Source organism: Serratia sp. X3 (genome assembly GCF_014982455.1).
Lineage (GTDB): Bacteria > Pseudomonadota > Gammaproteobacteria > Enterobacterales > Enterobacteriaceae > Serratia > Serratia ureilytica.
The window spans coordinates 32,694-58,580 of sequence record NZ_JADCNB010000003.1; the positions used below are offsets into that span (position 1 = coordinate 32,694).

Annotated in this window: 29 protein-coding genes and 1 tRNA gene; 17 read left to right on the forward strand and 13 right to left on the reverse strand. The window is 59.6% G+C overall.

The features are described 5' to 3' along the window. Positions 1–3 precede the first annotated feature (3 nt). The 3 genes from IMX17_RS14335 (at position 4) to IMX17_RS14345 (ending at position 2,727) form a co-directional block, all read left to right on the forward strand. Entirely contained in the window at positions 4–864 is an 861-nt protein-coding gene (locus tag IMX17_RS14335) for an isochorismatase (RefSeq protein WP_046898181.1), read from the forward strand. Positions 865–970: 106 nt separating this feature from the next. Further along, positions 971–1,990, forward strand: coding sequence for a PQQ-binding-like beta-propeller repeat protein (locus IMX17_RS14340; RefSeq protein ID WP_370571443.1), 1,020 nt, complete (start codon positions 971–973; stop codon positions 1,988–1,990). 119 nt (positions 1,991–2,109) lie between these two features. After that, positions 2,110–2,727: a DUF2238 domain-containing protein gene (locus tag IMX17_RS14345; RefSeq protein ID WP_182265144.1), complete on the forward strand. Its 618-nt coding sequence runs from the start codon at positions 2,110–2,112 to the stop codon at positions 2,725–2,727. Between the two features lie 98 nt (positions 2,728–2,825). Here IMX17_RS14345 and IMX17_RS14350 read toward each other — a convergent pair whose 3' ends face one another. Beyond that, positions 2,826–3,452 (reverse strand): transcriptional regulator, encoded by a 627-nt coding sequence (locus IMX17_RS14350; protein WP_193549886.1) that lies wholly within the window; start codon positions 3,450–3,452, stop codon positions 2,826–2,828. Positions 3,453–3,762: 310 nt separating this feature from the next. On the opposite strand from IMX17_RS14350, the gene IMX17_RS14355 reads away from it, so the two are divergent. The 5 genes from IMX17_RS14355 to IMX17_RS14375 all read left to right on the forward strand — a co-directional run bounded on the left by IMX17_RS14355 (position 3,763) and on the right by IMX17_RS14375 (position 7,549). Then, positions 3,763–5,037, forward strand: a complete 1,275-nt coding sequence (locus IMX17_RS14355) for a cation:dicarboxylate symporter family transporter (protein ID WP_046897894.1) — start codon at positions 3,763–3,765, stop codon at positions 5,035–5,037. 54 nt (positions 5,038–5,091) lie between these two features. Then, positions 5,092–5,481 (forward strand): RidA family protein, encoded by a 390-nt coding sequence (locus IMX17_RS14360; RefSeq protein WP_193549887.1) that lies wholly within the window; start codon positions 5,092–5,094, stop codon positions 5,479–5,481. Between the two features lie 21 nt (positions 5,482–5,502). Next, positions 5,503–6,474 (forward strand): threo-3-hydroxy-L-aspartate ammonia-lyase, encoded by a 972-nt coding sequence (locus IMX17_RS14365; RefSeq protein WP_193549888.1) that lies wholly within the window; start codon positions 5,503–5,505, stop codon positions 6,472–6,474. 26 nt (positions 6,475–6,500) lie between these two features. Then, positions 6,501–7,007, forward strand: a complete 507-nt coding sequence (locus IMX17_RS14370; RefSeq protein ID WP_182265147.1) for a YbaK/prolyl-tRNA synthetase associated domain-containing protein — start codon at positions 6,501–6,503, stop codon at positions 7,005–7,007. A 119-nt stretch (positions 7,008–7,126) separates the two neighbouring features. Beyond that, positions 7,127–7,549: a hypothetical protein gene (locus IMX17_RS14375; protein WP_227414590.1), complete on the forward strand. Its 423-nt coding sequence runs from the start codon at positions 7,127–7,129 to the stop codon at positions 7,547–7,549. Between the two features lie 392 nt (positions 7,550–7,941). Here the strand turns inward: IMX17_RS14375 and IMX17_RS14380 are convergent. The 6 genes from IMX17_RS14380 to aspA form a co-directional block, all read right to left on the reverse strand. Then, positions 7,942–8,017 (reverse strand) — tRNA-Phe (locus tag IMX17_RS14380). Positions 8,018–8,177: 160 nt separating this feature from the next. Continuing rightward, complete coding sequence (locus IMX17_RS14385) at positions 8,178–8,753, reverse strand: transcriptional regulator (RefSeq protein WP_015376374.1); 576 nt, start codon at positions 8,751–8,753, stop codon at positions 8,178–8,180. Between the two features lie 42 nt (positions 8,754–8,795). Beyond that, positions 8,796–10,517, reverse strand: coding sequence for a protein-disulfide reductase DsbD (locus IMX17_RS14390; protein WP_046897951.1), 1,722 nt, complete (start codon positions 10,515–10,517; stop codon positions 8,796–8,798). After that, positions 10,493–10,816: a divalent cation tolerance protein CutA gene (gene cutA / locus IMX17_RS14395; protein WP_004929657.1), complete on the reverse strand. Its 324-nt coding sequence runs from the start codon at positions 10,814–10,816 to the stop codon at positions 10,493–10,495. Before cutA ends, IMX17_RS14390 begins: the two co-directional genes overlap by 25 nt. Before the next feature lie 109 nt (positions 10,817–10,925). Next, on the reverse strand, positions 10,926–12,227 hold the full coding sequence (locus IMX17_RS14400; RefSeq protein ID WP_193549889.1) for an anaerobic C4-dicarboxylate transporter: 1,302 nt from the start codon (positions 12,225–12,227) through the stop codon (positions 10,926–10,928). Positions 12,228–12,352: 125 nt separating this feature from the next. Then, positions 12,353–13,789: an aspartate ammonia-lyase gene (gene aspA / locus IMX17_RS14405; protein WP_004929659.1), complete on the reverse strand. Its 1,437-nt coding sequence runs from the start codon at positions 13,787–13,789 to the stop codon at positions 12,353–12,355. A gap of 369 nt (positions 13,790–14,158) precedes the next feature. Between aspA and IMX17_RS14410 the strand changes: the two genes are divergently transcribed. The 5 genes from IMX17_RS14410 to IMX17_RS14430 all read left to right on the forward strand — a co-directional run bounded on the left by IMX17_RS14410 (position 14,159) and on the right by IMX17_RS14430 (position 19,189). Then, positions 14,159–14,647, forward strand: coding sequence for an FxsA family protein (locus IMX17_RS14410; RefSeq protein WP_004929660.1), 489 nt, complete (start codon positions 14,159–14,161; stop codon positions 14,645–14,647). Positions 14,648–14,836: 189 nt separating this feature from the next. Beyond that, positions 14,837–15,130, forward strand: a complete 294-nt coding sequence (locus tag IMX17_RS14415; RefSeq protein ID WP_004929661.1) for a co-chaperone GroES — start codon at positions 14,837–14,839, stop codon at positions 15,128–15,130. A 44-nt stretch (positions 15,131–15,174) separates the two neighbouring features. Continuing rightward, on the forward strand, positions 15,175–16,821 hold the full coding sequence (gene groL, locus IMX17_RS14420) for a chaperonin GroEL (protein WP_046897953.1): 1,647 nt from the start codon (positions 15,175–15,177) through the stop codon (positions 16,819–16,821). A gap of 225 nt (positions 16,822–17,046) precedes the next feature. Beyond that, positions 17,047–18,666: a methyl-accepting chemotaxis protein gene (locus IMX17_RS14425; RefSeq protein ID WP_193549890.1), complete on the forward strand. Its 1,620-nt coding sequence runs from the start codon at positions 17,047–17,049 to the stop codon at positions 18,664–18,666. Positions 18,667–18,844: 178 nt separating this feature from the next. Beyond that, positions 18,845–19,189 carry a DUF4156 domain-containing protein gene (locus IMX17_RS14430; protein ID WP_025305007.1) on the forward strand — a complete coding sequence of 115 codons (345 nt, stop codon included), beginning with the start codon at positions 18,845–18,847 and terminating at the stop codon, positions 19,187–19,189. Positions 19,190–19,277: 88 nt separating this feature from the next. On the opposite strand, the gene epmB is transcribed toward IMX17_RS14430, so the two are convergent. Next, on the reverse strand, positions 19,278–20,306 hold the full coding sequence (epmB, locus tag IMX17_RS14435; protein WP_182265151.1) for an EF-P beta-lysylation protein EpmB: 1,029 nt from the start codon (positions 20,304–20,306) through the stop codon (positions 19,278–19,280). Between the two features lie 42 nt (positions 20,307–20,348). On the opposite strand from epmB, the gene efp reads away from it, so the two are divergent. From efp to sugE, 4 genes are all read left to right on the forward strand, one after another. After that, positions 20,349–20,915 (forward strand): elongation factor P, encoded by a 567-nt coding sequence (efp, locus tag IMX17_RS14440; protein ID WP_004929666.1) that lies wholly within the window; start codon positions 20,349–20,351, stop codon positions 20,913–20,915. 70 nt (positions 20,916–20,985) lie between these two features. Then, positions 20,986–21,117 carry an entericidin A/B family lipoprotein gene (locus tag IMX17_RS14445; protein WP_004929667.1) on the forward strand — a complete coding sequence of 44 codons (132 nt, stop codon included), beginning with the start codon at positions 20,986–20,988 and terminating at the stop codon, positions 21,115–21,117. Between the two features lie 120 nt (positions 21,118–21,237). After that, entirely contained in the window at positions 21,238–21,369 is a 132-nt protein-coding gene (locus IMX17_RS14450; RefSeq protein ID WP_004929668.1) for an entericidin A/B family lipoprotein, read from the forward strand. 192 nt (positions 21,370–21,561) lie between these two features. Then, positions 21,562–21,879 carry a quaternary ammonium compound efflux SMR transporter SugE gene (gene sugE, locus IMX17_RS14455; protein WP_082997118.1) on the forward strand — a complete coding sequence of 106 codons (318 nt, stop codon included), beginning with the start codon at positions 21,562–21,564 and terminating at the stop codon, positions 21,877–21,879. Here sugE and blc read toward each other — a convergent pair. The 5 genes from blc to frdA all read right to left on the reverse strand — a co-directional run bounded on the left by blc (position 21,873) and on the right by frdA (position 25,794). Continuing rightward, a complete protein-coding gene (gene blc / locus IMX17_RS14460; protein ID WP_004929670.1) occupies positions 21,873–22,406 on the reverse strand; it encodes an outer membrane lipoprotein Blc in 534 nt (177 codons plus the stop codon). The genes sugE and blc overlap by 7 nt on opposite strands. Positions 22,407–22,490: 84 nt before the next feature. Beyond that, positions 22,491–22,850, reverse strand: a complete 360-nt coding sequence (gene frdD / locus IMX17_RS14465; RefSeq protein ID WP_004929672.1) for a fumarate reductase subunit FrdD — start codon at positions 22,848–22,850, stop codon at positions 22,491–22,493. A gap of 12 nt (positions 22,851–22,862) precedes the next feature. Then, positions 22,863–23,255: a fumarate reductase subunit FrdC gene (gene frdC, locus IMX17_RS14470; protein ID WP_004929673.1), complete on the reverse strand. Its 393-nt coding sequence runs from the start codon at positions 23,253–23,255 to the stop codon at positions 22,863–22,865. Between the two features lie 15 nt (positions 23,256–23,270). Further along, positions 23,271–24,005: a succinate dehydrogenase/fumarate reductase iron-sulfur subunit gene (locus IMX17_RS14475; protein WP_004929676.1), complete on the reverse strand. Its 735-nt coding sequence runs from the start codon at positions 24,003–24,005 to the stop codon at positions 23,271–23,273. Continuing rightward, positions 23,998–25,794, reverse strand: coding sequence for a fumarate reductase (quinol) flavoprotein subunit (frdA, locus tag IMX17_RS14480; protein ID WP_042783510.1), 1,797 nt, complete (start codon positions 25,792–25,794; stop codon positions 23,998–24,000). Before frdA ends, IMX17_RS14475 begins: the two co-directional genes overlap by 8 nt. Positions 25,795–25,887: the final 93 nt, after the last annotated feature.

Here is a 25,887-nt window from a genome sequence, read left to right on the forward strand (position 1 = left end):
TTGATGGCCATTCCAAAACTTAATGATTACGCGCTGCCGACGGCGGACGAACTGCCGCAAAATAAAGTCACCTGGCAGGTAGAACCGCAGCGCGCCGCGCTGCTGATCCACGATATGCAGCAGTATTTCCTCAATTTCTGGGGCGAAGACAGCGCGCTGATCAAACAGGTGGTGGAGAACATCGCCAACCTGCGTCGCTACTGCAAACAGCAGGGCATTCCGGTGTTCTATACCGCGCAGCCGAACCAGCAGAGCGATGAAGATCGCGCGCTGTTGAACGACATGTGGGGGCCGGGCCTGAACAAGCACCCTGAGCAGCAGGCGGTGACCGCCGCGCTGGCGCCGGACGAAGACGACACGGTGCTGGTGAAATGGCGCTACAGCGCTTTCCACCGCTCGCCGCTGCAGGAGATCCTGCAGGAGTCCGGCCGCGATCAGCTGATCATCTGCGGCGTGTATGCGCACATCGGCTGCCTGACCACCGCCATCGACGCCTTCATGCGCAATATCCAGCCGTTCATGGTGGCCGACGGCCTGGCGGACTTCTCGCGTGACGAGCACCTGATGGCGCTGCGCTACACCGCCGGCCGCTGCGGCCGGGTGGTGACCACCGCGTCTCTGCTGCCGGCGGCCGGCATCGCCAGCATCGACGCGTTGCGTCAGCAGATCCTGCCGCTGCTGGATGAAGACAGCGAAGAGATGGGCAACGATGAAAACCTGATCGATTACGGTCTGGATTCGGTGCGCATCATGGAGCTGGCGACCCGCTGGCGCAAGATCCGCGGCGATATCGACTTTATCGCGCTGGCGCGCAACCCGACCATCGACAGCTGGTGGGCGCTGCTTTCCGAAGAGAAAGCCTGATTTTAATAATGAAAAGAGGGCGGCCGCGCGGTCGCCCCGTTAGCTCTATAAGGAAATCTCGATGAATGCTTTGATCACCAAGGGAAAACGTGCAGCATTCCCGCTGATGCTGCTGTCTACGCTGCTGTTCTCCAACACCTTGCAGGCGCAGACCGCGCCGGACGTGCTGCGCAAACCGGTCGGCAAAGGCGCTTATGAAATGGCCTACAGCCCGAGCGAAAACGCGCTCTACCTGGCGACCTCGCAGAGCCGCAAGCTGGATAAGGGCGGCATCGTCTACCGCCTGGATCCAACCACGCTGGACGTGACCCAGATTATTCATAACGACATCAAGCCGTTTGGCGCCGCCATCAACGCCAAGAGCGGTACGCTGTTCTTCGGCAACACCGTCAATAACTCGGTAACCGCCATCGACGCCAAAACCGGTGACGTGAAAGGCCGCCTGGTGCTGGACGCGCGCCAGCGCTCCGAAACCGTCAAGCCGCTGGCGCCGCGCGAGCTGGTGGCGGATGCCGACAGCGACACGCTGTACATCACCGGGCTGGGGGATTCCAGCGTGGTGTGGGTGGTGGACGGCAAGGATCTGACCCTGCGCGCCACCGTGGCCGACACCGGCAAATACGGCACCGGTCTGGCGCTGGACGCCGCCGCCAAGCGCCTGTTCGTCACCAACGCCGACGGCGAGCTGGTGACCATCGATACCCAGAGCAACAAGGTGCTGTCGCGCAAGAAGCTGGATGAGTCTAAAGAGCACTTCTTCCTGAACATCAGCCTGGATACCGCCACTCACCGCGCCTTCATCACCGATTCCAAGCAGCCGCAGGTGCTGGTGGTGGATACCCGCAACGGCAACATCCTGAGCAAGATCGAGGTGCCGGAATCGCTGGCGGTGCTGTTCAACCCGGCGCGCAATGAAGTTTACGTCACCCACCGCCAGGCGGGCGAAGTGAGCGTGATTGACGCCAAGAGCTACAAGGTGCTGAACACCATTAAGACGCCGACCCATCCGAACAGCCTGGCGCTGTCGCCGGATGGCCAGACGCTGTACGTCAGCGTCAAACAGGCTTCCAGCCGCGAAAAAGAGGCGACCGCGCCGGACGACGTGATCCGCGTCGCGCTGAAGTAATCCCGCGCAGAATAACCCTCCTCGAACAGGCGAAGCGGCGACGCTCCGCCTGTTTTTTTTTGCCGTGCGATCTGCGGTATAAAGTGTGGATTGCCTTATTATCCGAAGGAACGTTGGTTATGCCTGCCTCACGCACACCGCGGTTGTTGTCCGTTATCACTCTGCTGCTGCTGGCCGCGCTGATCCACAGCGGCATCAGCCCTTACGATCGCACCACCTGGTTGATGGAGGTGGCGCCGGTCTTGATTGTTTTGCCGCTGCTGTGGCTGACCCATCGCCGTTACCCGCTGACGCCGCTGCTCTATACGCTGATTTTCTTCCACGCGCTGATTCTGATTTTCGGCGGCATGTACAGCTACGCCCGCGTGCCGCTGGGGTTTGAGGTGCAGCAGTGGCTGGGTCTTGGCCGCAACCCGTACGACAAACTGGGGCATTTCTTCCAGGGGCTGGTGCCGGCGCTGGCGGCGCGCGAGATCCTGCTGCGCGGCGGCTATGTACAGGGGCGCAAGATGCTGGGCTTCGTGGTGTGCTGCATCGCGCTGGCGATCAGCGCCCTGTATGAGCTGATCGAATGGTGGGCGGCGCTGGCGCTGGGCCAGGGCGCCGACGAGTTTCTCGGCACCCAGGGCGACCCGTGGGACACCCAGTCCGACATGTTCTGCGCGCTGCTCGGGGCGATGTGCGGCCTGTTGCTGTTTGGGCGCTGGCAGGATCGGCAAATCGTTCGCTTAGGCTGATAAACCTCAAATGATCACATAGCAATAGCCCGCCGTATGGCGGGTTTTCTATGAAAAAAACGTAAAGTAACCAGGCGGGGCTGAAAGGCGCCGCCTTTTCACTCTTCTTTCGCATAGAGATACACCGAAGCGCGGGAAACGCCAAGGTGCTGTGCCACGATTTCCATCGCCTTTTTCACCTCGAGCAGACCTTGCTCCCTCAGTTCTTGAATCAACCGCTTTCTCTCCGGCGTTTTCAGCGCGCGCGGCGTGGTGGCGTGGCGTGCGGCGAAGCGATCGATACGGTTGCGGATGGCCTCCGCGCCGCTGGGTTCCAGATGCTCCGTCACTGCGCCGTCCGCCGTTTGCGTGAACTGCGCCAGCGCGCTTTGCATGCCGCGGAACAGCGTCATATCAACGTTCAAACAGAGTGCGGCGACGTAGTCGCCCTGCGCATTCTTGATGCCGATCGAGGTGCTTTTCGCCGGGCGACCATCGGCGAACTGGTTGCCGTAGTTGGCGATCACGCTGGGAAACTCCGCCGAAGCGATGCGAGCCAGGCCAAGTTCCGTCGCCGCTTGGCCGACTTCTCGTCCGGACAGGTTGTTGTGGATCGCCAAAATGGCGTGTTCTGGATTTTGCAGATCGTGAACCACCACTTCGCAAAACGGCGCGAAGGTGGCGCTCAGCCCCTCGGCAATCACATTCAACTGGGATAACAGTAAATTTTCCGGCACTTCAGGCATAGGGCACTCCGATCACTCTCTTGGCGGCGTTGGCTCATTTCGAGCCAGATGAAGAACATACCACAAGTGCGGCGCACGGCGGTTTTCATCTGGCGCCTGGCGACACTAAAAATGATCCTGCTCCCAATTCTGCACTTCCCGCTTGGCATTTGACTGTCGCACAGGTATATAACATCATTATTAGACTTATTTTCTAATTTTAGATTATTTGTTTTGAGTATGACAATGTTCGTGCGTTAAAAGCCGTATCGCACACACCGGGGTTTTTCAGCGCTAGTTTCAACGGCCCGCAAGGGCATGGAGAACAATAATGTCTGCAACTTCAGTCGTCGGTTCTGCACGAAAACCTTTTTACTCCACGCTGACCTTTCAGTTAGTGGTAGGGCTGGCGGCCGGTGGCGCGCTGGGCCTGTTGTGGCCGCAAATTGGCGCTCAGCTCAATCCGCTGGCGGCGGCCTTCGTCAAGCTGATCAAAATGGTGGCCGGCCTGATTGTGTTTCTTACCGTGGTGGCCGGTTTTGCGCAGGTTAAACGCGGTGCCGGCGTTGGTCGCCTGGGCATGATCTCGGTCTGTTATTTCGAAGCGGTCAGTACGTTGGCACTGCTGATCGGCCTGGTGATGGGCAATCTGTTTGAGCCGGGCAAGGGGCTGGCCTTGCATGCTGATGCTGCCACGGCGCTTAAACCGGCGGAGCCCCTGCAAGGCGTGGATTTCGTGATGAGCATCATCCCGAAAACGGTGGTTGATGCGTTGGCCGGCGGCGTTATGCTGCAAATCTTGTTGGTGGCTCTGCTGTTTGGCTATGCGCTGTACGCGATGGGCGATAAAAGCAAACCGGTGGTTGATTTGGTGAATCTGCTTACCGACGCCACCTTCAAAGTGGTCAATATCATCCTCAAACTGGCGCCCGTTGGCGTATTTGGCGCGGCGGCGTTCATGCTGGGCAAATACGGCATCGGCGCGCTGATGCCGTTGATGAAATTGGTGGGATTGGTCTATCTGGGGTGTCTGTTCCTCATTGTGGTGGTGTTTTCCGTGGTGGCCTGGTTGACCCGGTTTAGCCTGTTCGGTTTCTTAAAACTCATCAGGGAAGAGCTGATCATCGCCTTTACCACCACCTCATCGGAAGCCGCTTTGCCGGGCCTGATGAAAAAACTTGAATTGGCCGGCTGCAGTAAAGCCACCGTCGGTTTTGTCGTGCCGACCGGTTACTCCTTGAATCTGGACGGCTCTTCAATCTACATGACGTTAGCGGCGCTGTTTATCGCTCAGGCCGCCGGTTTGGAGCTGAGCCTGGCGCAACAGGCCGGTCTATTGATGGTGTTTCTGCTGACCTCGAAAGGCGTAGCCGGCGTGACGGGCGGCGCTTTCGTCACGCTGTCCGCTTCGCTGTTGATGTTTCCAGAGATACCGATGGAGGGGCTGGCGCTGATTCTCGGTGTGGATCGCTTGATGGATACCATGCGTACGTTGACCAACGTGGCCGGCAACGGCGTGGCGACCATGGCGATTTCTTACTGGCAGAAAGAGCGTGTGGGTTTTCAGGCGAGGCTGCCTGAAGCTGCCGTGCGCAAACCCGTCTGAATGCCGCCCTGCGCGGTTGCCGCAGGGCTTTTCGAACCTGTGCAAGGATTAAATATGAAGCATGATGTGGTTTACAACGCCTCCGGGGGCTTTCCTCCCGCCGGTCATTATTCACCCAGCTGCACGGCCAATGGGACGGTCTATATCTCTGGCCAATTGCCGATCGCCTTTTCCGGTGAGAGTCTTGCCGACGAACCTTTCGCGCGGCAAGTCCGTCAGGTGCTGGACAATCTGGATGCCTGCCTGGCAGGGGCTGGCGTCGGCCGCGCGCAGCTGGTTCAAGTCCGCGTCTATCTGACGGATATCGATTTGTGGCCGACCTTCAATGCGCTGTATGCCGAATGGATCGGCGAGTTTCGCCCTGCGCGCGCGGTGGCCGGCGTATCGCAACTGCATTATGGCGCCGCCGTGGAAGTGGAAGCTGTCGCGTTGGCCGCCCTTTAACCCTTACTGACAGGTAACGCTATGACCGATTTGATTTTACCCGTTTATGACGACGTGGCCGCCGCTGCCGCGCGTATCAAGGATTATGCTCACCGCACGCCGGTGCAGACTTCACGCACGGTTGACGACGATTTCGGCGCCAGCGTATTTTTCAAATGCGAGAACCTGCAGCGCATGGGCGCCTTTAAATTTCGCGGTGCGATGAATGCCTTGCTGCAGTTTTCTCCGGCGCAGCGCAAGGCCGGAGTAGTGGCCTTTTCTTCCGGTAATCATGCGCAGGCGATCGCGCTGGCCGCCAGGCTGCTCGACATTCCCGCCACGATCGTCATGCCGCACGACGCGCCGGCGGCCAAAGTGGCTGCGACGCGCGGCTATGGCGGCACAGTGGTGGAGTACAACCGTTATCATGAGGATCGCGAGCAGATCGGCCGGGATCTGGCGCAGCAACAGGGATTAACGCTGATCCCGCCTTACGATCATCCGCAGGTGATCGCCGGGCAGGGCAGCGCGGCTAAAGAGCTGTTCGACGAGGTCGGCGAACTGGACGCGCTGTTCGTTTGTCTGGGCGGCGGCGGGTTGCTGGCCGGTTCTGCGCTCGCCGCGCGTCGGCTGTCGCCGGGTTGCCGAGTCTATGGCGTAGAGCCTTTGGCGGGCAATGACGGGCAGCAATCCTTCCGCACCGGCCGCATCGTTCACATTGAGACGCCGCAGACCCTCGCCGATGGCGCGCAGACGCAGCACCTGGGCCAATATACTTTCCCGATGATCCGTCGCGACGTTGACGACATTCTGACGGTGACCGACGATGAGCTGATTACCGCTATGCGCTTTTTCGCCGAACGGATGAAAATGGTGGTGGAGCCAACCGGCTGCCTGGGGTTTGCCGCCGCCTGCGCGCAGAAATCGATGCTGCGGGGAAAACGCGTCGGTGTGATCATCAGCGGTGGCAACGTCGACATTCGCCGCTACGGCGAGTTGCTGACAGGTCAATAGAAACAGGCGGATGACGAGAGAGAACCATGGTGACAGACAAGACGGTATTTGAGCAGGTCGTGGCGCTGCTGAGCGCCGGAGAGGCCGCATTCCGGGTGATAGAACATCCGGCGGAGGGGCGCTGCGAAGCGGTAGCGGCATTGCGCGGCACCGAACAGGGGCAGGGCGCCAAGGCACTGGTGTGCCAAACGCGCATCGACGGAACCAAGCATTACATTTTGGCGGTGCTGGCGGCAGACCGTCAGGCGGATCTGCAGCGGTTGGCGTCCGAGTTGGGCGGTAAAAAGGCGTCGTTGGTCAGCCCGGCGGAAATCACGACCCTGACGGCCTGCGTGCCGGGGGCGATCCCGCCGTTCAGCTTCCACCCGCAGCTCAGACTGGTCGCCGATCCGGAGCTGTTTGAGCGCTACGATGAAATTGCGTTTAACGCCGGCGATCTGCAACGCTCCGTGGTGCTCAATGCGCAGGATTATCTGCGTATTGCGGCGCCTGAGTTTATTCATTTCGCGCGTACGGAGACGATGGAGGAGTGAGAAAAAGAGGGGCTGTTCAGACGAGTTGAACAACAACGCTGAACTGCCGTTTACCGCCGGTTCAGCGTTTTTATGCTATATCCTTTGTTCGGAACCGCTGGCTGAACGAGAGACTGAGTTTGATCACCAATCCCCTATCCCGCAAAGAATACGCAGTATGGATGTCGTTAACGATAGGGTTCAGCTTTGCGTGGTTAAATCTTTTAGAGCTCTATAACAACGACGCATTATTCTTTCAGAAATTGACGATTTCCGTCATCAATAACGTTTCGTTCGCCGATGTCATCGCCTCTTATCTGAGGCTGATTCTGTATCTTCCTTTCGGGGTGTTGGCGATCGTGCTGACGCTGCTGTTTTGCGCCCAGCGGTTATGCGATACCCGGTTCTTCGTGCTCGCCTGGCCGGTTTCTCTGGCGATCTTCCTGGCCTTTTGGTTCATCAACGTCGCTTTCCCCGGGCATCTCAATCTGGTGCTGGCCGCCAAATCCTGTGTGCTGGCGCTGATTGGGCTGATCCCACCGAGGAAGCGGAAGACCGAATAATCGAACGCAGTTCGATGGAGAGTCCTGTCCCTGAAAAGCAAAAAACCAGCCATAGGCTGGGTTCTCTAAATAGGGCGACCGGACTCGGACAACCGGCGCTGGCGCCGCGTTGAACAGCGCTTCAGCGCTGGCCCACAGGGTGAGGCCCTTGGCCGAATAATCGAACGCAGTTCGATGGAGAGTCCGTACCCCAGAAAGCGAAAAACCCGCCATAGGCGGGTTCTTCTGAATATGGTGCCCGGACTCGGACAACCGGCGCTGGCGCCGCGTTGAACAGCGCTTCAGCGCTGGCCCGCAGGGTGAGGCCCTTGGCCGAATAATCGAACGCAGTTCGATGGAGAGTCCGTATCCCAGAAAGCGAAAAACCCGCCATAGGCGGGTTCTTCTGAAGATGGTGCCCGGACTCGGAATCGAACCAAGGACACGGGGATTTTCAATCCCCTGCTCTACCGACTGAGCTATCCGGGCAACGGGCAGCATTAAACCGTATTGGCCGAAAGCCGTCAACGGCTTTATGCGTGAAATACGCGAAAATGCCTCCGGTTGCTGGCTTTTCAGGCAAAGGGCGCAAAAAATGCGCCTGTTGGGGCTATCGCCTCGGGTTGGTGGCGCTGCCAACCCTGCCGATTCAGCTCAACGCCCCGTTGCGGCGGCACTGCGCCACCTGCAAGATGTCTTCCGCCAGCCGTTTGGCGACCGATACGTCCTGGAGCTGGCGTTTTACCAGCAGTTTGCTCAGGCAACCTTCCTGAATCAGCTCCATTTGCTGCGCCACCATGTCGGCGTCGTCGGCGTCCATGTCGCGCAGCAGTTCGCGGGTCAGCTCCAGCGAGGTCAGCTTCTGTTGCTCCGCCAGTTGGTGGATCGGATGATCCGTTTCCGGGAAGAAGCTGCAGGCGGCGATAAACAGGCAGCCGGGGTAGCGGTCTTGCTGCACGTATTCCGCCAGCACGTCATAGCGCGCCAGCAGTTTTTGCTGCGGGCTCAGGTTTTCGTCCAGCAGCAGTTGGCGGCGCCAGGTGTCGATCTGTTGGCCGTGGTAGCGCAGGCAGTCGTACAGCAGCGCTTCGCGATCCGGCCAGAACCGTTTGAGATCGCCGGGCTGAACGTCGAGTTTTTCCGCCAGCATCTCTAATGTGGCGGTCGCCAGGCCCTGTTGTTCCAACAGGCCCAGCGCGGTATCAAGGACGTGTTCACGTTGCACTTGTGCTTCCTCCCATTCGCTTCCGATCTTCAGTGTCAGTTATCACATCACTTTCTGCAAATGCGCGTTGAAGGCTTCCGCCTTCATAAAACCGGTGACACGCTCGGCCGTTAGCTCGCGGCCAGCCGGATCGAAGAACAGGATGGTTGGCAGCCCCAGCACCTGCAGGTGCTTCAGCAGCGCCGCCTGTTCCGCACCGTTGGCGGTCACATCCGCCTGCAGCAGCACCGCGTTGGCCAGGCTTGCCTGCACCGCGGCGTCGCTGAAGGTGTATTTTTCGAACTCTTTACAGGCCACGCACCAGTCGGCGTACAGATCCAGCATCACCGGCTTGCCCCGCGCCTGTTGCAGCGCGAGATCGAGCTGTTCGACGTTGTTGATGCGGGTAAAGGCCAGGTGCGGCTGAGCCGCTTGCTGCGCCTGGTCGGCGCCGAAAGCCCAGTCCTGCAGCGGCCGTGCGGCGATCACCGCCGCCGCCAGCAATAGCAGTTGCAGGGCGCGCGCCCAGCCGCGTGCGCTTCTCAGGCTCAGGGCGAAGGCCCAGCCGAAGAATGCCAGGCCGAGCAGGCTCCACAGGCGCATGCCCCACAGATCGCCGATCACCCGCTCCAGCAGGAACACCGGCAGCGCCAGAATGACGAAGCCGAAGGCCTCTTTCACGTACTGCATCCATGGGCCGCTGCGCGGCAGCAGGCGGTTACCGAACAGGGTGACGATCACCAGCGGAATGCCCATCCCCAGCGCGTACAGGTACAGCGTGCCGCCGCCGGCCCACAGATTGCCGCTCTGGGCGATATACAGCAGGATGGCGCTGAGCGGCGCGGTGGTGCAGGGGGAACAAATCAGCCCGGCCAGCGCGCCCATCAGGAACACGCCGGTCAGCGAGCCGCCGCGCTGGGTGTTGCTCCAGTTCGCCAGCCGGGTTTGCAGCGCCGAGGGCAGCTGTAGGGAATAGAGGCCGAACATCGACAGCGCCAGCGCGATGAACAGCGCCGACAGGCCAATCAGTACGTAAGGATGCTGCAGCGCCGCCTGGAACTGCAATCCGGCGGCGGCCACCACCAAGCCCAGCAGGGTGTAGGTGAGCGCCATGCCCTGCACGTAAACCACCGCCAGTGCCAGAATGCGGCCGCTGCTTTGCGGCCGGTCGCGGCCGAGGATGATGCCGGAGATCAGCGGGTACATCGGCAGCACGCACGGCGTGAAGGCGATGCCGATGCCGATCAGCAATGCCCACAGCGGCGAAAACGGCAGGCTGGCCGGTGTTGCGGATTGTTCGGCTGGTTCAGAGGCAACCGCCGGGAGCGGCGCGGCTGCGGCGGCGCTGACCGCGTCCAACGGGATCACCCGGGTTTCCGGCGGGTAGCAAAAACCGGCCTCGGCGCAGCCCTGATAGGTGACGCTGAGGCTGGCGTTGGCCGCCGCCTGTTGCAGCGGCACCTGCAGATTCAGCTGTTGTTTGAAAATCGCCACTTCGCCGAAGAACTCGTCCTTGTGGCTTAACCCTTCGGGCAGGGTTAAGGCGCCGAGCGTCGCCTGCTGCGGCACCAGTTTGATCTGCTGACGATACAGGTAATAGCCGGGGCGGATCTGCCAGTTCAGCGTCACCTGGCTGCCTTGCTGTTTGAAATCGAAGGCGAAGGCCCGATCGACGGGCACGAACTGGCTGCCGCCCGTCGGCGCGAACAGCGAGGCCTGCGCCGCCTGTGGCAGGAAGCACAGGCTGCACAGCAGCAAAATCAGTTTAATGAAGCGTTGATCCATAACAGGTAGTCTTTATCTCCGGCCATCACCGGCAAGACCAGCAGCTCAGGCGTCTGGTAAGGGTGATGTTGTTTCAGGGTGTCGAGCAGGGCCTGCTGACGGCGGCGATCGCTTTTGAACAGCATCTGCACTTCGTATTCCTGTTCCAGTTTCCCTTCCCAGTAATAGAGCGAGGTGGCACCGGGCAGCAGCGTGGCGCAGGCCGCCAGCTTATCGCCCAGGACCCGCGCCGCCAGTTCCTGGGCGCTGGCTTCATCGGGTGCGGTACAGAGTATGACGACAGCTTCGCAATCAGACATCTTCAGCCCTCTCATCGGTTCGAATGGGCACTATACCCTGAAGGCGGATTGGCTAGAAGGCGAGTTTATCGCCAGAAGGAAAACCGGGGCCGCAGCCCCGGTCGAAGCGTTACAGCATGACGCTGCCGAGCAGGAAGCCGAATACCACCGCGAAGATCACGCCCATGGTGCCGGGAATGAAGAACGGATGGTTGAACACGAAGCGGCCGATGCGCGTGGTGCCGGTATCGTCCATCTGCACCGCGGCGACCAATGTTGGGTAGGTCGGCAGGATGAACAGGCCGGAAACGGCGGCGAAGGAGGCGACGGCGGTCAGCGGCGACACGTTCAGCGCCAGCGCCATCGGCATCAGCGCCTTGGCGGTGGCGGCCTGCGAGTACAGCAGCGCCGAGCAGAAGAAGAAGATCACCGCCAGCAACCACGGGTGCGCCTGAATGACGCTGCCGGCCGTCTCTTTGATCCAGTCGATGTTGGCCTGGACGAAAGTATCGCCCAGCCAGGCGACGCCGAGGATACAGATACAGGCGCTCATGCCGGCCTTGAAGGTGCTGGAGTTCAGCACCATGTCGGTGTCGACGCGGCACAGCAGGGTGGTCAGCGTGGCGACGCTCAGCATGATGATCAGAATGGCGTTGGTGGTGTTCATCAGCGGCTTGGTCACCAGGCCCAGGCCCGGGCTGTTGATGATGGCGTAGGCGACCACGCACAGCACGCCGAGCAGGAACAGCAGCACCGAGGTTTTGGCGCGTGGTTTGATCGCCAGCGCGTTGTTGCCGCGCAGGGTGATCAGGCCTTCTTCCAGGCGTTTCAGGTACACCGGATCGTTAGACAGCTTGGAATCGAACAGCCAGGTCACCAGCAGCGACATCAACAGCACGGCGCAGAAGGTGGACGGGATCACCACCATCAGCAGGTGCAGGTAGCTGACGCCGTGGCCTTCCATCACCGAAGACATGTACACCACCGCGGCGGAGATTGGCGAGGCGGTGATGGCGATCTGGGCGGAGACCACGGCGGTCGACAGCGGGCGGCAAGGCTTGATGCCCTGTTCTTTCGCCACCTCGGCGATCACCGGCAGCGCCGAGAGTGAGATATTGCCGGTGCCGGCGAAGATGGTCAGGAAGTAGGTGACGATAGGGGCGAGAATGGTGATGTGCTTGGGGTTCTTGCGCAGCAGTTTTTCGGTCTGCTGCACCAGATAGTCCATCCCCCCGGCGACCTGCATGGCGGAGATCGCCGCAATCACCGCCATGATGATGGAGATGACGTCGAAGGGAATGTTGCCCGGTTTAACGCCGATCAGCGCCAGCGCCAATACGCCCAGTCCCCCCGCGAACCCGATACCGATACCGCCCAATCTGGCCCCTAAAAAGATGGCCAGCAGAACGATAACCAATTCTACGGCTAGCATAGTGTTTACTCCTTAAAATGAGAGAAATTGAAAATCAAACGTTAAAATTTTGTGGGCGCCTAAAAGTAAAAAGGCACGCTATCCAGAGGATTTAGCGTGCCTTTCAGGGCTACCGGGTAGGTCTGTTATTGTTCATTTTCATCCGTATAGCGTTTGGCTTTATAGGCCGGGTGCATCAGGTTCTCCACGGAGAAGATGTCATCCAGCTCGGCTTCTGTCAGCAGGCCGCGTTCCAGCACCACTTCGCGCACGCTCTTGCCGGTTTCGGCGCAGATCTTCCCGACGATGTCACCGTTGTGGTGGCCGATGAACGGGTTCAGATAGGTGACGATACCGATCGAGTTGAAGACGTAGTGTTCGCAGACTTCTTTATTCGCGGTGATGCCGTTAATGCATTTTTCCAGCAGGTTGTAGCAGGCGTTGGTCAGGATGTGGATCGACTCGAACATCGCCTGGCCGATCACTGGCTCCATCACGTTCAACTGCAGCTGGCCCGCTTCGGCCGCCATGGTAACGCAAGTGTCGTTGCCAATCACCTTGAAACACACCTGATTGACCACTTCCGGCACCACCGGGTTCACTTTGGCCGGCATGATGGACGAACCCGCCTGCAGTTCCGGCAGGTTGATTTCGTTCAGGCCGGCGCGCGGGCCGGAGGAGAGCAGGCGCAGGTCGTTACAGATTTTGGACAGTTTTACCGCCAGGCGTTTGAGCGCGCTGTGCACCATCACGTAGGCGCCGCAGTCGGAGGTGGCTTCGATCAGGTCTTCCGCCGGCACCACCGGCAGGCCGCTGACTTCCGCCAGTTTTTGCACCGCCAGCGGTTGGTAGCCTTCCGGGGTGTTGAGCGCGGTGCCGATGGCGGTGGCGCCGAGGTTCACTTCCAACAGCAGCTCCGCGGTGCGGTGCAGGTTGCGGGTCTCTTCGTTCAGCAGCACGCTGAAGGCGTGGAATTCCTGGCCGAGGGTCATCGGCACCGCGTCCTGCAGCTGGGTGCGGCCCATTTTCAGGATGGTTTCGAACTCTTTCGCCTTGCGATCGAAGCCTTCGCGCAGCTGGTTGATGGCGTCGATCAGTTTCTGGTTGGAGGCGTACACCGCGATGCGGAACCCGGTCGGATAGGCGTCATTGGTGGACTGGCATTTATTGAGGTGATCGTTCGGGTTCAGGTACTGGTATTCGCCTTTTTGATGGCCCATCAGCTCCAGGCCGATGTTCGCCAGCACTTCGTTGGTGTTCATGTTCAGCGAGGTGCCCGCGCCGCCCTGGAATACGTCCACCGGGAACTGATCCATGCACTTGCCTTTATCCAGCACCTCGTCGCAGGCCTGGATGATCACGTCGGCGATTTTGCGCGGGATGGTTTTGAGTTCTTTGTTGGCCATCGCCGCGGCCTTTTTCACCATCACCATGCCGCGAACGAATTCGGGGACATCGCTGATTTTGCTGTTGCTGATGTAGAAGTTTTCAATCGCACGCAGAGTGTGAACTCCGTAGTAAGCGTCTGCGGGGACTTCACGTGTTCCTAACAGGTCTTCTTCGATACGAATGTTGTTTGACATGAGAACCTTCTCTATGTGTTGCTGCCGAATTAATAATTTGTCAGGTCAAGGCTAGTAAGGGCACAGCCTAAATTAATATTGCCGAAGGCTTGGGGCGTGAAACGATTAACCAAATCGCCCGTAGCTGCCCAGATCATATGCTGGTTGGTAAGAAATGACTGAATCCAGATCACCTTATGGTGTTTAAGGATATGCCCTTTTTCGGTTCTGTGACTTCTTTCACGTTTGTGAACTTTAGCAATAAAAACCGGCTCTCGGTTGAAATGGTGGGGGGATGCCCTCATTGTAATGGTGTCGGCCGTTTACGGCCTCTTTTTTCGCTCCGTCGCCCCGTGGCGGCCGTGCCTTACCTACCGATAGGAGAACCAGGTGCGCTGGTTACCGCTACTGCTGATATTTCTGTTGGCTTACATAGAAATATCCATCTTTATCAAAGTCGCCGCCGTGCTCGGCGTGGCTGTCACCCTGCTGCTGGTGGTGTTCAGCTCCTGCGTCGGCATTTCGCTGGTGCGCAATCAGGGCATGAAAACCTTCGTGCAGATGCAGCAAAAACTGGCGGCCGGTGAAAGCCCGGCGGCGGAAATGGTGAAAAGCGTTTCGCTGGTGCTGGCGGGCTTCCTGCTGCTGATACCTGGCTTCTTCACCGATTTCCTCGGCCTGTTGCTGCTGCTGCCGCCGGTGCAAAAATCGCTGACGCTGAAGCTGATGCCGCACCTGTCGGTGTATCGCCCCGGCGGTTGGACGGGCGGCGACGCCGCCAACGGCAATACCTTCGACGGCGAATTCCAGCGCAAGGACGATGAACGCCCGGTGCTGGAACACCGCCCGGACGAGGATCGCAAACCTCACGATCGTTAAGCAAACGCGGCTCAGGCCGCGTTTTTCATCTCTGCGGCACTCGTCGGACCAAAAATGCGAAATTTTTTTTGTTCGCCCCCTTGAAGGGGGCTGGAACGCCCCCATCTCAAATGCCACGAGGCCGGTAATAACAACCATCCGGTGTACAACCCTAAATCTGATAGAGACCTTCTTACAGGAGAGCGTTCAATGAGTATTCGTCCATTGCATGACCGCGTTATCGTCAAGCGCAAAGAAGTTGAATCAAAATCTGCTGGCGGCATCGTCCTGACTGGCTCTGCTGCGGGTAAATCCACTCGCGGTGAAGTGGTTGCAGTGGGTAAAGGGCGTGTGCTGGAAAACGGCAACATCCAACCGCTGGATGTGAAAGTTGGCGATATCGTGATTTTCAACGACGGCTACGGCGTGAAAGCAGAGAAGATCGACAATGAAGAAGTGTTGATCATGTCCGAAAGCGACATTCTGGCAATTGTTGAAGCGTAATTGCGCTTTATCTTCTGAACTGAACGAGTTGAAGGGAAATACCAATGGCAGCTAAAGACGTAAAATTCGGCAATGACGCTCGCGTGAAAATGCTCCGCGGCGTGAATGTTCTCGCTGATGCAGTAAAAGTGACCCTGGGCCCGAAAGGCCGCAACGTAGTGCTGGATAAATCTTTCGGCGCACCGACCATCACCAAAGATGGCGTTTCCGTTGCGCGTGAAATCGAACTGGAAGACAAGTTCGAGAACATGGGCGCACAGATGGTGAAAGAAGTGGCCTCCAAAGCGAACGACGCGGCGGGCGACGGCACCACCACTGCAACCGTACTGGCTCAATCCATCATCACCGAAGGCCTGAAAGCGGTTGCTGCAGGCATGAACCCGATGGATCTGAAGCGCGGCATCGACAAAGCGGTTGTCGCTGCGGTTGAAGAACTGAAAAAACTGTCCGTACCTTGCTCCGACTCCAAAGCTATCGCTCAGGTCGGCACCATCTCCGCCAACTCCGACGAAACCGTGGGTAAACTGATCGCGGAAGCGATGGAGAAAGTGGGCAAAGAAGGCGTCATCACCGTTGAAGAAGGCACCGGCCTGCAAGACGAGTTGGACGTGGTTGAAGGTATGCAGTTCGACCGCGGTTACCTGTCCCCATACTTCATCAACAAGCCGGAAACCGGTTCTGTTGAGCTGGAAAGCCCGTTCATCCTGCTGGCTGACAAGAAGATCTCCAACATCCGCGAAATGCTGCCGGTGCTGGAAGCCGTTGCCAAAGCAGGCAAACCGCTGCTGATCATCGCTGAAGACGTAGAAGGTGAAGCGCTGGCGACCCTGGTGGTCAACACCATGCGCGGTATCGTGAAAGTGGCTGCCGTTAAGGCGCCTGGCTTCGGCGACCGTCGTAAAGCCATGCTGCAGGACATCGCGACCCTGACTGCCGGTACCGTTATCTCTGAAGAGATCGGTCTGGAGCTGGAAAAAGCCACCCTGGAAGACCTGGGTCAGGCGAAACGCGTTGTGATCAACAAAGACACCACCATCATCATCGATGGCGTGGGCGACGAAGCGACCATCCAGGGCCGCGTTGCTCAAATTCGTCAGCAGATCGAAGAAGCGACCTCTGACTACGATCGTGAAAAACTGCAGGAGCGCGTAGCGAAACTGGCCGGCGGCGTTGCCGTTATCAAGGTTGGCGCAGCCACTGAAGTTGAAATGAAAGAGAAGAAAGCCCGCGTTGAAGACGCCCTGCACGCGACCCGCGCTGCAGTGGAAGAAGGCGTGGTTGCCGGCGGCGGCGTAGCGCTGATCCGCGTTGCAGGCAAAATCGCCGCGCTGAAAGGCGACAACGAAGACCAGAACGTGGGTATCAAAGTTGCGCTGCGCGCAATGGAAGCCCCTCTGCGTCAGATCGTGATCAACGCCGGTGAAGAAGCTTCCGTTATCGCCAACCAGGTGAAAGCGGGCGAAGGCAGCTACGGCTACAACGCTTACTCTGAAGAATACGGCGACATGATCGCGATGGGTATTCTGGATCCAACCAAAGTGACCCGTTCTGCTCTGCAGTACGCGGCTTCCGTGGCTGGCCTGATGATCACCACCGAATGCATGGTCACCGACCTGCCGAAGGCTGACGCACCGGATCTGGGCGCAGCAGGCGGCATGGGTGGCATGGGCGGCATGGGCGGCATGATGTAATCATCCCCCACACGCTTGTGTGCTGAGAACCCCGGTCAAATGACCGGGGTTTTTTTTAGCTTAAAAATCAATAAAAAGAATGTTTGTTTAGCTTGTTATTAGTTTATTGAATGAATTATTGCATTATTTTGTTTTTGCCCTAAACCGTTGTCGTTTCGTACCGATATAGCCCCTACCAGGCGGGGAATTTTCCCTCGCCGGTGTGACTGTCAACGGAGACGACTTATGCTGAAAAATATGAAAATAGCCACCTGGCTGATGTTGATGCTGTTGCTGTTGGGCTTGATGCCCATGGGAACCGGCGCCATCGCCTTCTATTTCATGCAGCAAAACGGCAACAGCATCGGCAGGATGAGCACTTTTTCCGACGAGGAAGCCGCGCTGAACCGCAGTTGGCGTGCTCTGCTGCAAACGCAGACGCTGATCGACAACATGGCGTTCGAGCGTATGGCGCAGACCAGCAGAGCCGATATTCAACAGGGTATCGATGAGGCGCGCGGTGAGCTGCGCAGCGCCGACGTCGCGTTCAACCTGTTTTGGGAGACGCCGGGTTTGACGGTATCGCACCCGGATCTGGGCGAGGCGATGAAAAAGGTCTACCTGGCGCAGCAGGCGGTGCTGAAGCAAGAGCTGACGTTGTTGGCCGATACGCCGCAGGCGGCGCTGATCGAGCGGCTGCACGCTATGGCGGCAGAGAAGCGCCAGGTGCGCCAGCGGCTGGATAGTCAGTTTGCCGACTACATGCGGGCCACGGTGGCCGCCCACCGTCTGGCAGTGGAAGAGGCGGAGCAGACCCAAAAAGTCTTCGCCCGTCTGCTGAGCGGCACTCTGGCGGCGATCCTGCTGTTGCTGGTCGCCGTGCAGCGTGATTTCCGCCGGCGCTTGATCCTGCCGCTGCGCCAGATCGCCGCACACTTGCAAAAGGTTGGGCGCGGCGATCTGCGCAGCGAGATCGCGGTACGCAACAACAATGAGATCGGCATGCTGTTCGCCAGCCTGCGAACGATGCAGCTGGAGCTGAGCGCCACCGTGCAGCAGGTGCGTGATGGCGTGGAGTCGATCAACCAGGGTACGCACGAGATCGCCGTCGGCAACGCCGATCTCTCCAGCCGCACCGAAGAACAGGCCAGCGCGCTGACGGAAACCGCCGCCAGCATGGAACAGATTACCGCCACGGTGCGGCAAAACGCCGATAACGCCAATCAGGCCGCCGGCATGGTCAATCAGACTGCCGGCATTGCCCGCAACGGCGAAACGCTGATGGCCAGCGCAGTCGACAAGATGCGGGCGATCAACGACAGTGCGCGTCAGGTGGGGGATATCACCGGCGTGATCGACGGCATCGCCTTCCAGACCAATATCCTGGCGCTGAACGCCGCCGTCGAGGCCGCGCGCGCCGGTGAACAGGGGCGGGGTTTTGCGGTGGTGGCAGGCGAAGTGCGCAATCTGGCGCAGCGCTGCGCGACTTCGGCCAAGGAGATCAGCAGCCTGGTCGACGGCGTGACCGGCGATATCGCCGCCGGCGTGCGGCTGGTGGAGCAGGCGGGCGAGACGATGAATGCCATCGTCGGCTCGGTGAACCAGGTGACGTCGCTGATGGATAACATCTCCTATGCGTCGCAAGAGCAAAGCAAGGGCGTTGAGCAGGTCGGGATTGCGGTAACCCAGATGGATCAGGTGACTCAGCAGAACGCCGCGCTGGTGGAGGAGGTGGCGACCACCGCCGTCGGCGTGGAGGAACAGGCGGCCCTGCTGGCGCAGGCGGTGGCGACTTTCCAACTGGCGGAGGAGGAACCGCGCCAGGGCGAAGTGGAGGTACCGACGGCGGCCGCCGGTTGGGCATAACGCCGCCGCACTGTATTTGATGATATTTTTGCCGCCCGGGGCGATTTAGCTGGTAAACTGGTAAGTCATCAGCTGTCGCTCAAGACGTTGGCCCGCTCGCGTGGCAACGGATGCTTAAGAGATGGCATCGCTTTCTGATAAGCTTTTGCGTAATTCTCAACATCGAATGGGGAACAAGATGCGGATTAAAGCCTTACTGGGTCTTTCGGCAGCGATGCTGCTGGCGGGTTGCAGCACCACTCATGAACTGACCGCTGCGGGTCAGCAGATCAAGTTCACCGACAGCAAGCCGGCGGCGGAATGCCAGCTGCTGGGGGAAGTGACCGGCACCCAGAGCAACTGGCTGTCCGGCAACGGCGGTGAAGGCAGCTCCATGCGCGGTGCGGCCAACGATCTGCGCAACAAGGCAGCGGCGATGGGCGGCAACGTCATTTACGGCGCCAACAGCCCAAGCCAGAACCTGCTCTCCAGCTTCGCGCCGCTGGACAGCAAAATGGTCGGCCAGGTTTACAAGTGCCCGTAAGGCGCTGAGGCCAAACGCCGCGAAGAGATAAAAAAAGAGGAATGCCACGGCATTCCTCTTTTCGTTCCATCAGGCCATGTGGCGCGCATCACCCCTGCATCAGGCGCAGGTCGATCGGTGTTTTGCTCGGTTCGCCGCCCACTTCACGCGTCAGGCGCGGCACCAGATAACCGGACACCTTGCTCAGCAGCGCCTGCATGATGACGCGCGCTTCATCGTCGCTGACCATGAAATGCGCCGCGCCCTGCACCTTGTCCAGCACGTGGATGTAATAGGGCAGGATGCCGGCGTCGAACAGCGCGTTGCTGAGCGCCGCCAGCGTATCGGCATCGTCGTTGACGTCGCGCAGCAGCACGCTCTGGTTGAGCAGCGTGACGCCGGCGAGGCGCAGCTGGGCCATGGCGCTCTGCAGCTCACGGTCAATTTCGTTGGCGTGGTTGATGTGCGTGACCATCAGCACCTGCAGACGCGAGGCCGACAGCAGGCGGCACAGCGCCGGCGTAATGCGCGCCGGGATCACCACCGGCAGACGGGTGTGAATGCGCAGGCGTTTCAGGTGCGGGATGGCCTCCAGCTCGCCGACCAGCCACTCCAGCTCACTGTCTTTGGCCATCAGCGGATCGCCGCCGGAAAAAATGATCTCGTCCAGTTCCGGGTGTTGGCGGATATAATCCAGCGCCTGCCGCCAGTTGTTCTTGTTGCCCTGATTATCCTGATAGGGGAAATGGCGGCGGAAGCAGTAACGGCAGTTGACCGCACAGCCGCCTTTGACCAGCAGCAGCGCGCGATTGCGGTATTTGTGCAGCAGGCCCGGCACCACGCTGCGCTGTTCATCCAGCGGATCGGTGGTGAACCCTGGGGCGTTGATGAACTCCTCTCTGGCGGTCAGCACCTGGCGCAGCAGCGGGTCGTTGGCATCGCCGGGGCGCATGCGCGCAGCGAAGGCGCGCGGCACGCGCAGGGCAAACAGCCGACGGGCATCGCGCCCCTGCGGCAGTTCCGGGTGCGTATTCAGTGACAAAAGCTGCAGTAATTCATCGGGATCGGTAATAACATCGGCGAGTTGATGCAACCAATCTTCTCTATGTGCCGTACTTTGGGTTATAATGTGTGCCATTTTTTTGGCTAAGCTACCAGTTCAAATATTCAGAGGGCCATCATGGCGACTTATTCTAGCAACGATTTCCGTCCGGGTCTTAAAATCATGTTCGAGGGCGAACCTTACGCCGTCGAAGCCAGTGAGTTCGTTAAGCCGGGCAAAGGCCAGGCGTTCGCGCGCGTGAAAATGCGCCGTCTGCTGACCGGCACCCGCGTGGAAAAAACCTTCAAGTCTACCGATTCTTGCGAAGGCGCAGACGTGATGGACACCAACATGAACTACCTGTACAGCGACGGTGAGTTCTACCACTTCATGCACCCTGAGTCTTTCGAACAGCATCAGGTTGACGGCAAAACCGTCGGCGACGCGGCCAAATGGCTGCAGGATAACGCAGAGTGCATCATCACCCTGTGGGATGGCCGCCCAATCGCCGTTCAGCCGCCGAACTTCATCGAAGCGGAAATCACCGATACCGATCCTGGCCTGAAAGGCGATACCGCAGGGACTGGCGGCAAGCCGGCTACCCTGAGCACCGGCGCCGTGGTAAAAGTGCCGTTGTTCGTCCAGATCGGCGAAGTGATCAAGGTTGACACTCGCTCTGGCGAATACGTCTCTCGCGTCAAGTAAGTTTTAAAACAGAGGAACCTCCGCGGTTCCTCTGTTTTATCCCATCCCCGTTCGTTGGCAGAAAATCCGCATGTTCAAGAAAACGCTGTTGGCCGTGCTCTCCCTGTTGTTCCTTTTCTCCCTCAGCAGTTGCAATACGTTTCGCGGTTTCGGCGAAGACGTTCAGCATCTCGGCGGCGCCATCTCCCGCACGGCCAGCTGATCCCGCCTTTAACCCGATGTATTTGCGCCACAAAGCCGGTCACGATCCCACACCCTCCGTCAATTTTGACTACGCTTAGAAAGCCGTACTTTTTCATCAACGACAAATAAGGACTTTCTTATGCTGAAGAAAAGTATTATCGCGATCTTCTCTTTGATGATTTTGAGCTCGCTGACCGCCTGCAATACCACCCGCGGTGTGGGTGAAGACATTCAGGCCGGCGGCAAGGCTATTCAGCGCAGCGCGGAATAATCCGCATTCCACCCGGCGGCGTTCCGGCAGCGGAGAGCCGCCACATTTCTATCCCTTGCCTGAGCGTTAACGCTGCTGCTATCCTGCCGCAGTGCGGGTGAGGTTACCCGTCATGCATCACCTCGCTGAACGGGACGGCCCGTTTACGCGTCATTTTATCGGGGACGACCCCAGTGGTAGGGAGGCCGTCTCATGGCCTGGATTATTCTGCTTATCGCCGGTTTGCTCGAAGTGGTTTGGGCTATCGGTCTGAAATACACCCACGGTTTTACCCGGCTGACGCCGAGCATTATCACCATCGCCGCGATGGTGGTCAGCATGTTGCTGTTGGCCAACGCCATGAAAACGCTGCCCGCCGGCACCGCCTACGCGGTGTGGACCGGCATCGGCGCGGTGGGCGCGGCGATCATGGGCATGCTGCTGTTGGGGGAATCGACCAATATCGCGCGCATCATCAGCCTGTGCCTGATCGTGGTCGGCATCCTCGGGTTGAAGTTCAGCAGTCACTGATCGGCGGACTGCTGCACCCAGATCAGCTTGTCGGTGGCGAAACCGTAGCCTTTGGCTGTCTGCAATAAACGGTCGCGCACGGCGGCGTCAAGCGTCGGCGTGCGCGACAGGATCCACAGATAGTCGCGGTTCGGGCCGCAAACCAGCGCGTAGCGGTAGTCCGGGTCCAGGGCAATCACGTTATAGCCGCCGTAGAAGGGGCCGAAGAACGACACTTTCAGCGCCGCGACCTGCGGTGAACCGATAAAGTAGGCTTTGCCTTCGCTTTCTTGCCATTGCTGTTTCTGCGGATTGAAGCCGCGATTGATGACTTTCAGTCCGCCGTCGGCACGCGGGCTGTAGTGGGCGGTCACCTGCTGCAAACCGCGTTCAAAGCGATGATCCAGACGTGCAATCTCATACCAGGTGCCGAGATAGCGCTGGCTGTCGAAAGGGGTCACGACCTTGATGTCTTTAGGCGGGGAGACGCTGCAAGCGACGGAGAGCAGGGCGGAAAGCATGACGCTAAGCTTTGACCATAAACGCATCGGTGACTCCTGTTTACCGGGGGCGAGTAGACAGTGTAGCCGATGAGAAAAGGGCGGCCAACGGGCGTTGGCCGCCTGAGCGGTTTACAGCGTGACGACGCCGATGACGGTGACCACGCTAAGGATCGCCGCCAGACCGTAGAACACCCACTTGCCGGCCGGCACGTGGATCTTCAGATCGTGCATCGCATGGTGGATGCGGTGCAGGCCGCACCACAGCGGCAGAATGATCATCAGCAGCAGGAACAGGCGGCCGATCAGGCTCTGGCAGAACGCCAGCACGCGCTCGTAACCCAGCGCCTCACCGGGGAACAGCCCCAGCGGCAGCAGAATGCCGACCAGCAGTACGATGGCCGGCGCGACGATCGCGCCCCACATGCCGCCGGCGCCGAACAATCCCCAGAAAACCGGCTCGTCGGAACGTTTAGGTGCTTGATTTATCATGTTTCCTCCGGATTAGATCAGGGCCACGGCCAGGATGACCACGCTGACGACGATGGTGACGGCCCACAGCCCTTTCACGATGGGGCCCGGCCCCATTTTCTCGCTGTTGACCACGATATTGGCGGCCTTCGGCGCCAGATCGAACCAGGTTTTGGTGTGCAGCGCCGCCGCCAGCAGGGCGACGACGTTGATCAACAGCACCAGCGGATTCTGCAAGAAACCGACGAAGCCGGCCCAGCTCTCGGCGCCGCCCTTCAGCGCAAACACGCCGTAGAGCAGCACGATGCTGAACCACACCGCCAGCACCGAGGTGCCTTCGCGCAGCATGTAGAAACGGTAGAAGCCGAGCTTTTGCCACCAGGTGGGCGTCATGGTGCGCACATAGGGCTTACGTTGAGTTGTCATGGCAATTTTTCTCCCTTATTGCGGCTTCAGCATGGCGATCATGAAGTCTTTGGCGCTCTCCACCTTGCCCTGCTGGATGGCGGCGGCGGGATCGACGTGTTTCGGGCAGACTTCAGAGCAATAGCCGACGAAGGTGCAGCTCCAGACGCCGTTTTGGCCGTTGAGCTGCGGCATGCGCTGTTTCTTGCCGTGGTCGCGGTTGTCCAGGTTATAGCGGTGCGCCAGCGTGATCGCCGCCGGGCCGATAAACTCGGGGTTGAGGCCGAACTGCGGGCACGCGGCGTAGCACAGGCCGCAGTTGATGCAGCCGGAGAACTGGTGGTATTTGGCCATCTGCGCCGGGGTCTGCACGTTCGGGCCATCCTCCGGTTTACGATCGTTGCCGATGATGTACGGTTTGATCGCCTCCAGGCTTTCGATGAAGTGGGTCATGTCGACCACCAGATCGCGCTCGATCGGGAAGTTGCCCAGCGCTTCGACCTTCATGCCGCCGACGTAGTCGCGCAGGAAGGTTTTGCACGCCAGCTTCGGCACGCGGTTGACCATCATGCCGCAGGAGCCGCAGATCGCCATGCGGCACGACCAGCGGTAGGAGAGATCCGGCGCCAGGTTATCCTTGATGTAGCCCAGCGCGTCGAGCAGCGAGGTTTGTTCGTCGTAAGGCACGGCGTAAGTGACGAAATGCGGCTCGGCGTCGCTTTCCGGGTTATAGCGCATGACGTCGATCTTCAGGGTTTGCATCTCAGCCATTTGCCTGCTCCTTATTCTTTTTCTCCTGCGCTTCGGCTTCTGCGCCGTAGACGCGTTTGGCCGGCGGCAGCTTGGTGATTTTCACGTCGCTGTATTCAAGACGCGGCGCGCCCTGCGGATTGTGGAACGCCAGCGTATGCTTGAGGAAGTTGACGTCGTCACGCTCGGTGCAGCCTTCGTCCAGGCGCTGGTGGGCGCCGCGCGATTCTTTGCGGTTAAACGCCGAATGCGCCATACACTCGGCGACGTCCAGACCGTAGCCCAGCTCGATGGTGTACAGCAGATCGGTATTGAACACGCTGGTGTTGTCGGTGATTTTGACGCGCTTGAAACGTTCTTTCAGCTCGGCCAGCTTATCGATGGTTTTTTGCATCAGCTCCGGTGTACGGTAGATGCCGCAGCCTTCTTCCATCGACAGCCCCATCTCGTCGCGGATCTTCGCCCAGTTTTCGTTGCCTTCCTGCTTCATCAGGTTGCTCAGGCGGGTTTCGACGTCGCGGGTTTGCGCATCCAGCGCGCTGCCGTTGGCCGGCGCGGTTTCCAGCGCGCGGCGCGCGGCGTGTTCACCGGCGACGCGGCCGAATACCACCAGTTCCGCCAGCGAGTTGGAGCCGAGACGGTTGGCGCCGTGCAAGCCGACGGAGGAACATTCGCCGACCGCGAACAGCCCCTTGATGCGGGTTTCGCAGTTCTGGTCGGTTTCAATGCCGCCCATGGTGTAGTGCGCGGTAGGGCGCACCGGGATCGGATCTTTCACCGGATCGACGCCGACGTAGGCCTTGGCCAGTTCACAGATGAACGGCAGCCGCTCCAGCAGCTTTTTCTCGCCCAGGTGGCGCAGATCGAGGTAGACCACGTCGCCGCGCGGGGTGGCGATGGTGCGGCCGGCGCGCCATTCGTGCCAGAAGGCCTGGGACACTTTATCGCGCGGGCCCAGCTCCATGTATTTGTTCTTCGGCTCGCCCAGCGGGGTTTCCGGGCCCATGCCGTAGTCTTGCAGGTAACGGTAGCCGTCTTTGTTCACCAGAATGCCACCTTCGCCGCGGCAGCCCTCGGTCATCAGGATGCCGGAACCGGGCAGGCCGGTCGGGTGATACTGCACGAACTCCATGTCGCGCAGCGGTACGCCGTGGTGGAACGCCATGCCCATGCCGTCGCCGGTAACGATGCCGCCGTTGGTGTTGTAGCGATAAACGCGCCCGGCGCCGCCGGTGGCCATCACCACCGCGTTGGCGCGGATCTGCACGCGGGTGCCTTCCATCATGTTGAGCGCCACCAGGCCGCGCGCCTGGCCGTCATCCACCAGAATATCCAGCACGAAGTGCTCGTCGAAGCGTTGGATTTGCGGGTATTTCAGCGAGGTCTGGAACAGGGTGTGCAGCATGTGGAAGCCGGTCTTGTCGGCGGCGAACCAGGTGCGTTCGATCTTCATGCCGCCGAAGCGCCGCACGTTGACCGAACCGTCCGGTTTGCGGCTCCACGGGCAGCCCCACTGCTCAAGCTGGGTCATCTCGCGCGGGCACTGATGCACGAAGTGATCGACCACGTCCTGCTCGCACAGCCAGTCGCCGCCGGCGACGGTGTCGTGGAAGTGATAGTCGAAGGTATCGTGATCCTGGGTGACGGCGGCGGAGCCCCCCTCGGCGGCGACCGTGTGGCTGCGCATCGGGTAGACCTTAGAGATCAGCGCGATTTTCAGTTGGGGATTGGCTTCCGCTGCGGCTATTGCTGCACGTAAACCAGCGCCCCCGGCCCCAATAATGGCAAGATCGGCGTTAAAGGTTTGCACTGCATTCCTCCAATGTTCTTATCAAGAACGGCAAGTTAAATATCTATGCTTAAAATTTAGCGAACTCTTCGGGTGCTAACTAATTGAACCGAT

Bases quoted from the DNA above. Each gene is read 5' to 3' on its own strand.
- IMX17_RS14445 (WP_004929667.1), top strand. From the start codon at position 20,986: ATGTTCAAGAAAACGCTGTTGGCCGTGCTCTCCCTGTTGTTCCTTTTC.
- frdD (WP_004929672.1), bottom strand. From the start codon at position 22,850: ATGATAAATCAAGCACCTAAACGTTCCGACGAGCCGGTTTTCTGGGGA.
- IMX17_RS14365 (WP_193549888.1), top strand. From the start codon at position 5,503: ATGACCGATTTGATTTTACCCGTTTATGACGACGTGGCCGCCGCTGCC.
- IMX17_RS14335 (WP_046898181.1), top strand. From the start codon at position 4: ATGGCCATTCCAAAACTTAATGATTACGCGCTGCCGACGGCGGACGAA.
- sugE (WP_082997118.1), top strand. From the start codon at position 21,562: ATGGCCTGGATTATTCTGCTTATCGCCGGTTTGCTCGAAGTGGTTTGG.
- epmB (WP_182265151.1), bottom strand. From the start codon at position 20,306: ATGGCACACATTATAACCCAAAGTACGGCACATAGAGAAGATTGGTTG.
- IMX17_RS14370 (WP_182265147.1), top strand. From the start codon at position 6,501: ATGGTGACAGACAAGACGGTATTTGAGCAGGTCGTGGCGCTGCTGAGC.
- IMX17_RS14450 (WP_004929668.1), top strand. From the start codon at position 21,238: ATGCTGAAGAAAAGTATTATCGCGATCTTCTCTTTGATGATTTTGAGC.
- efp (WP_004929666.1), top strand. From the start codon at position 20,349: ATGGCGACTTATTCTAGCAACGATTTCCGTCCGGGTCTTAAAATCATG.
- cutA (WP_004929657.1), bottom strand. From the start codon at position 10,816: ATGTCTGATTGCGAAGCTGTCGTCATACTCTGTACCGCACCCGATGAA.
- IMX17_RS14355 (WP_046897894.1), top strand. From the start codon at position 3,763: ATGTCTGCAACTTCAGTCGTCGGTTCTGCACGAAAACCTTTTTACTCC.
- groL (WP_046897953.1), top strand. From the start codon at position 15,175: ATGGCAGCTAAAGACGTAAAATTCGGCAATGACGCTCGCGTGAAAATG.
- IMX17_RS14425 (WP_193549890.1), top strand. From the start codon at position 17,047: ATGCTGAAAAATATGAAAATAGCCACCTGGCTGATGTTGATGCTGTTG.
- IMX17_RS14340 (WP_370571443.1), top strand. From the start codon at position 971: ATGCTGCTGTCTACGCTGCTGTTCTCCAACACCTTGCAGGCGCAGACC.
- IMX17_RS14345 (WP_182265144.1), top strand. From the start codon at position 2,110: ATGCCTGCCTCACGCACACCGCGGTTGTTGTCCGTTATCACTCTGCTG.
- IMX17_RS14475 (WP_004929676.1), bottom strand. From the start codon at position 24,005: ATGGCTGAGATGCAAACCCTGAAGATCGACGTCATGCGCTATAACCCG.
- IMX17_RS14430 (WP_025305007.1), top strand. From the start codon at position 18,845: ATGCGGATTAAAGCCTTACTGGGTCTTTCGGCAGCGATGCTGCTGGCG.
- IMX17_RS14400 (WP_193549889.1), bottom strand. From the start codon at position 12,227: ATGCTAGCCGTAGAATTGGTTATCGTTCTGCTGGCCATCTTTTTAGGG.
- IMX17_RS14390 (WP_046897951.1), bottom strand. From the start codon at position 10,517: ATGGATCAACGCTTCATTAAACTGATTTTGCTGCTGTGCAGCCTGTGC.
- IMX17_RS14415 (WP_004929661.1), top strand. From the start codon at position 14,837: ATGAGTATTCGTCCATTGCATGACCGCGTTATCGTCAAGCGCAAAGAA.
- blc (WP_004929670.1), bottom strand. From the start codon at position 22,406: ATGCGTTTATGGTCAAAGCTTAGCGTCATGCTTTCCGCCCTGCTCTCC.
- IMX17_RS14360 (WP_193549887.1), top strand. From the start codon at position 5,092: ATGAAGCATGATGTGGTTTACAACGCCTCCGGGGGCTTTCCTCCCGCC.
- aspA (WP_004929659.1), bottom strand. From the start codon at position 13,789: ATGTCAAACAACATTCGTATCGAAGAAGACCTGTTAGGAACACGTGAA.
- frdC (WP_004929673.1), bottom strand. From the start codon at position 23,255: ATGACAACTCAACGTAAGCCCTATGTGCGCACCATGACGCCCACCTGG.
- IMX17_RS14350 (WP_193549886.1), bottom strand. From the start codon at position 3,452: ATGCCTGAAGTGCCGGAAAATTTACTGTTATCCCAGTTGAATGTGATT.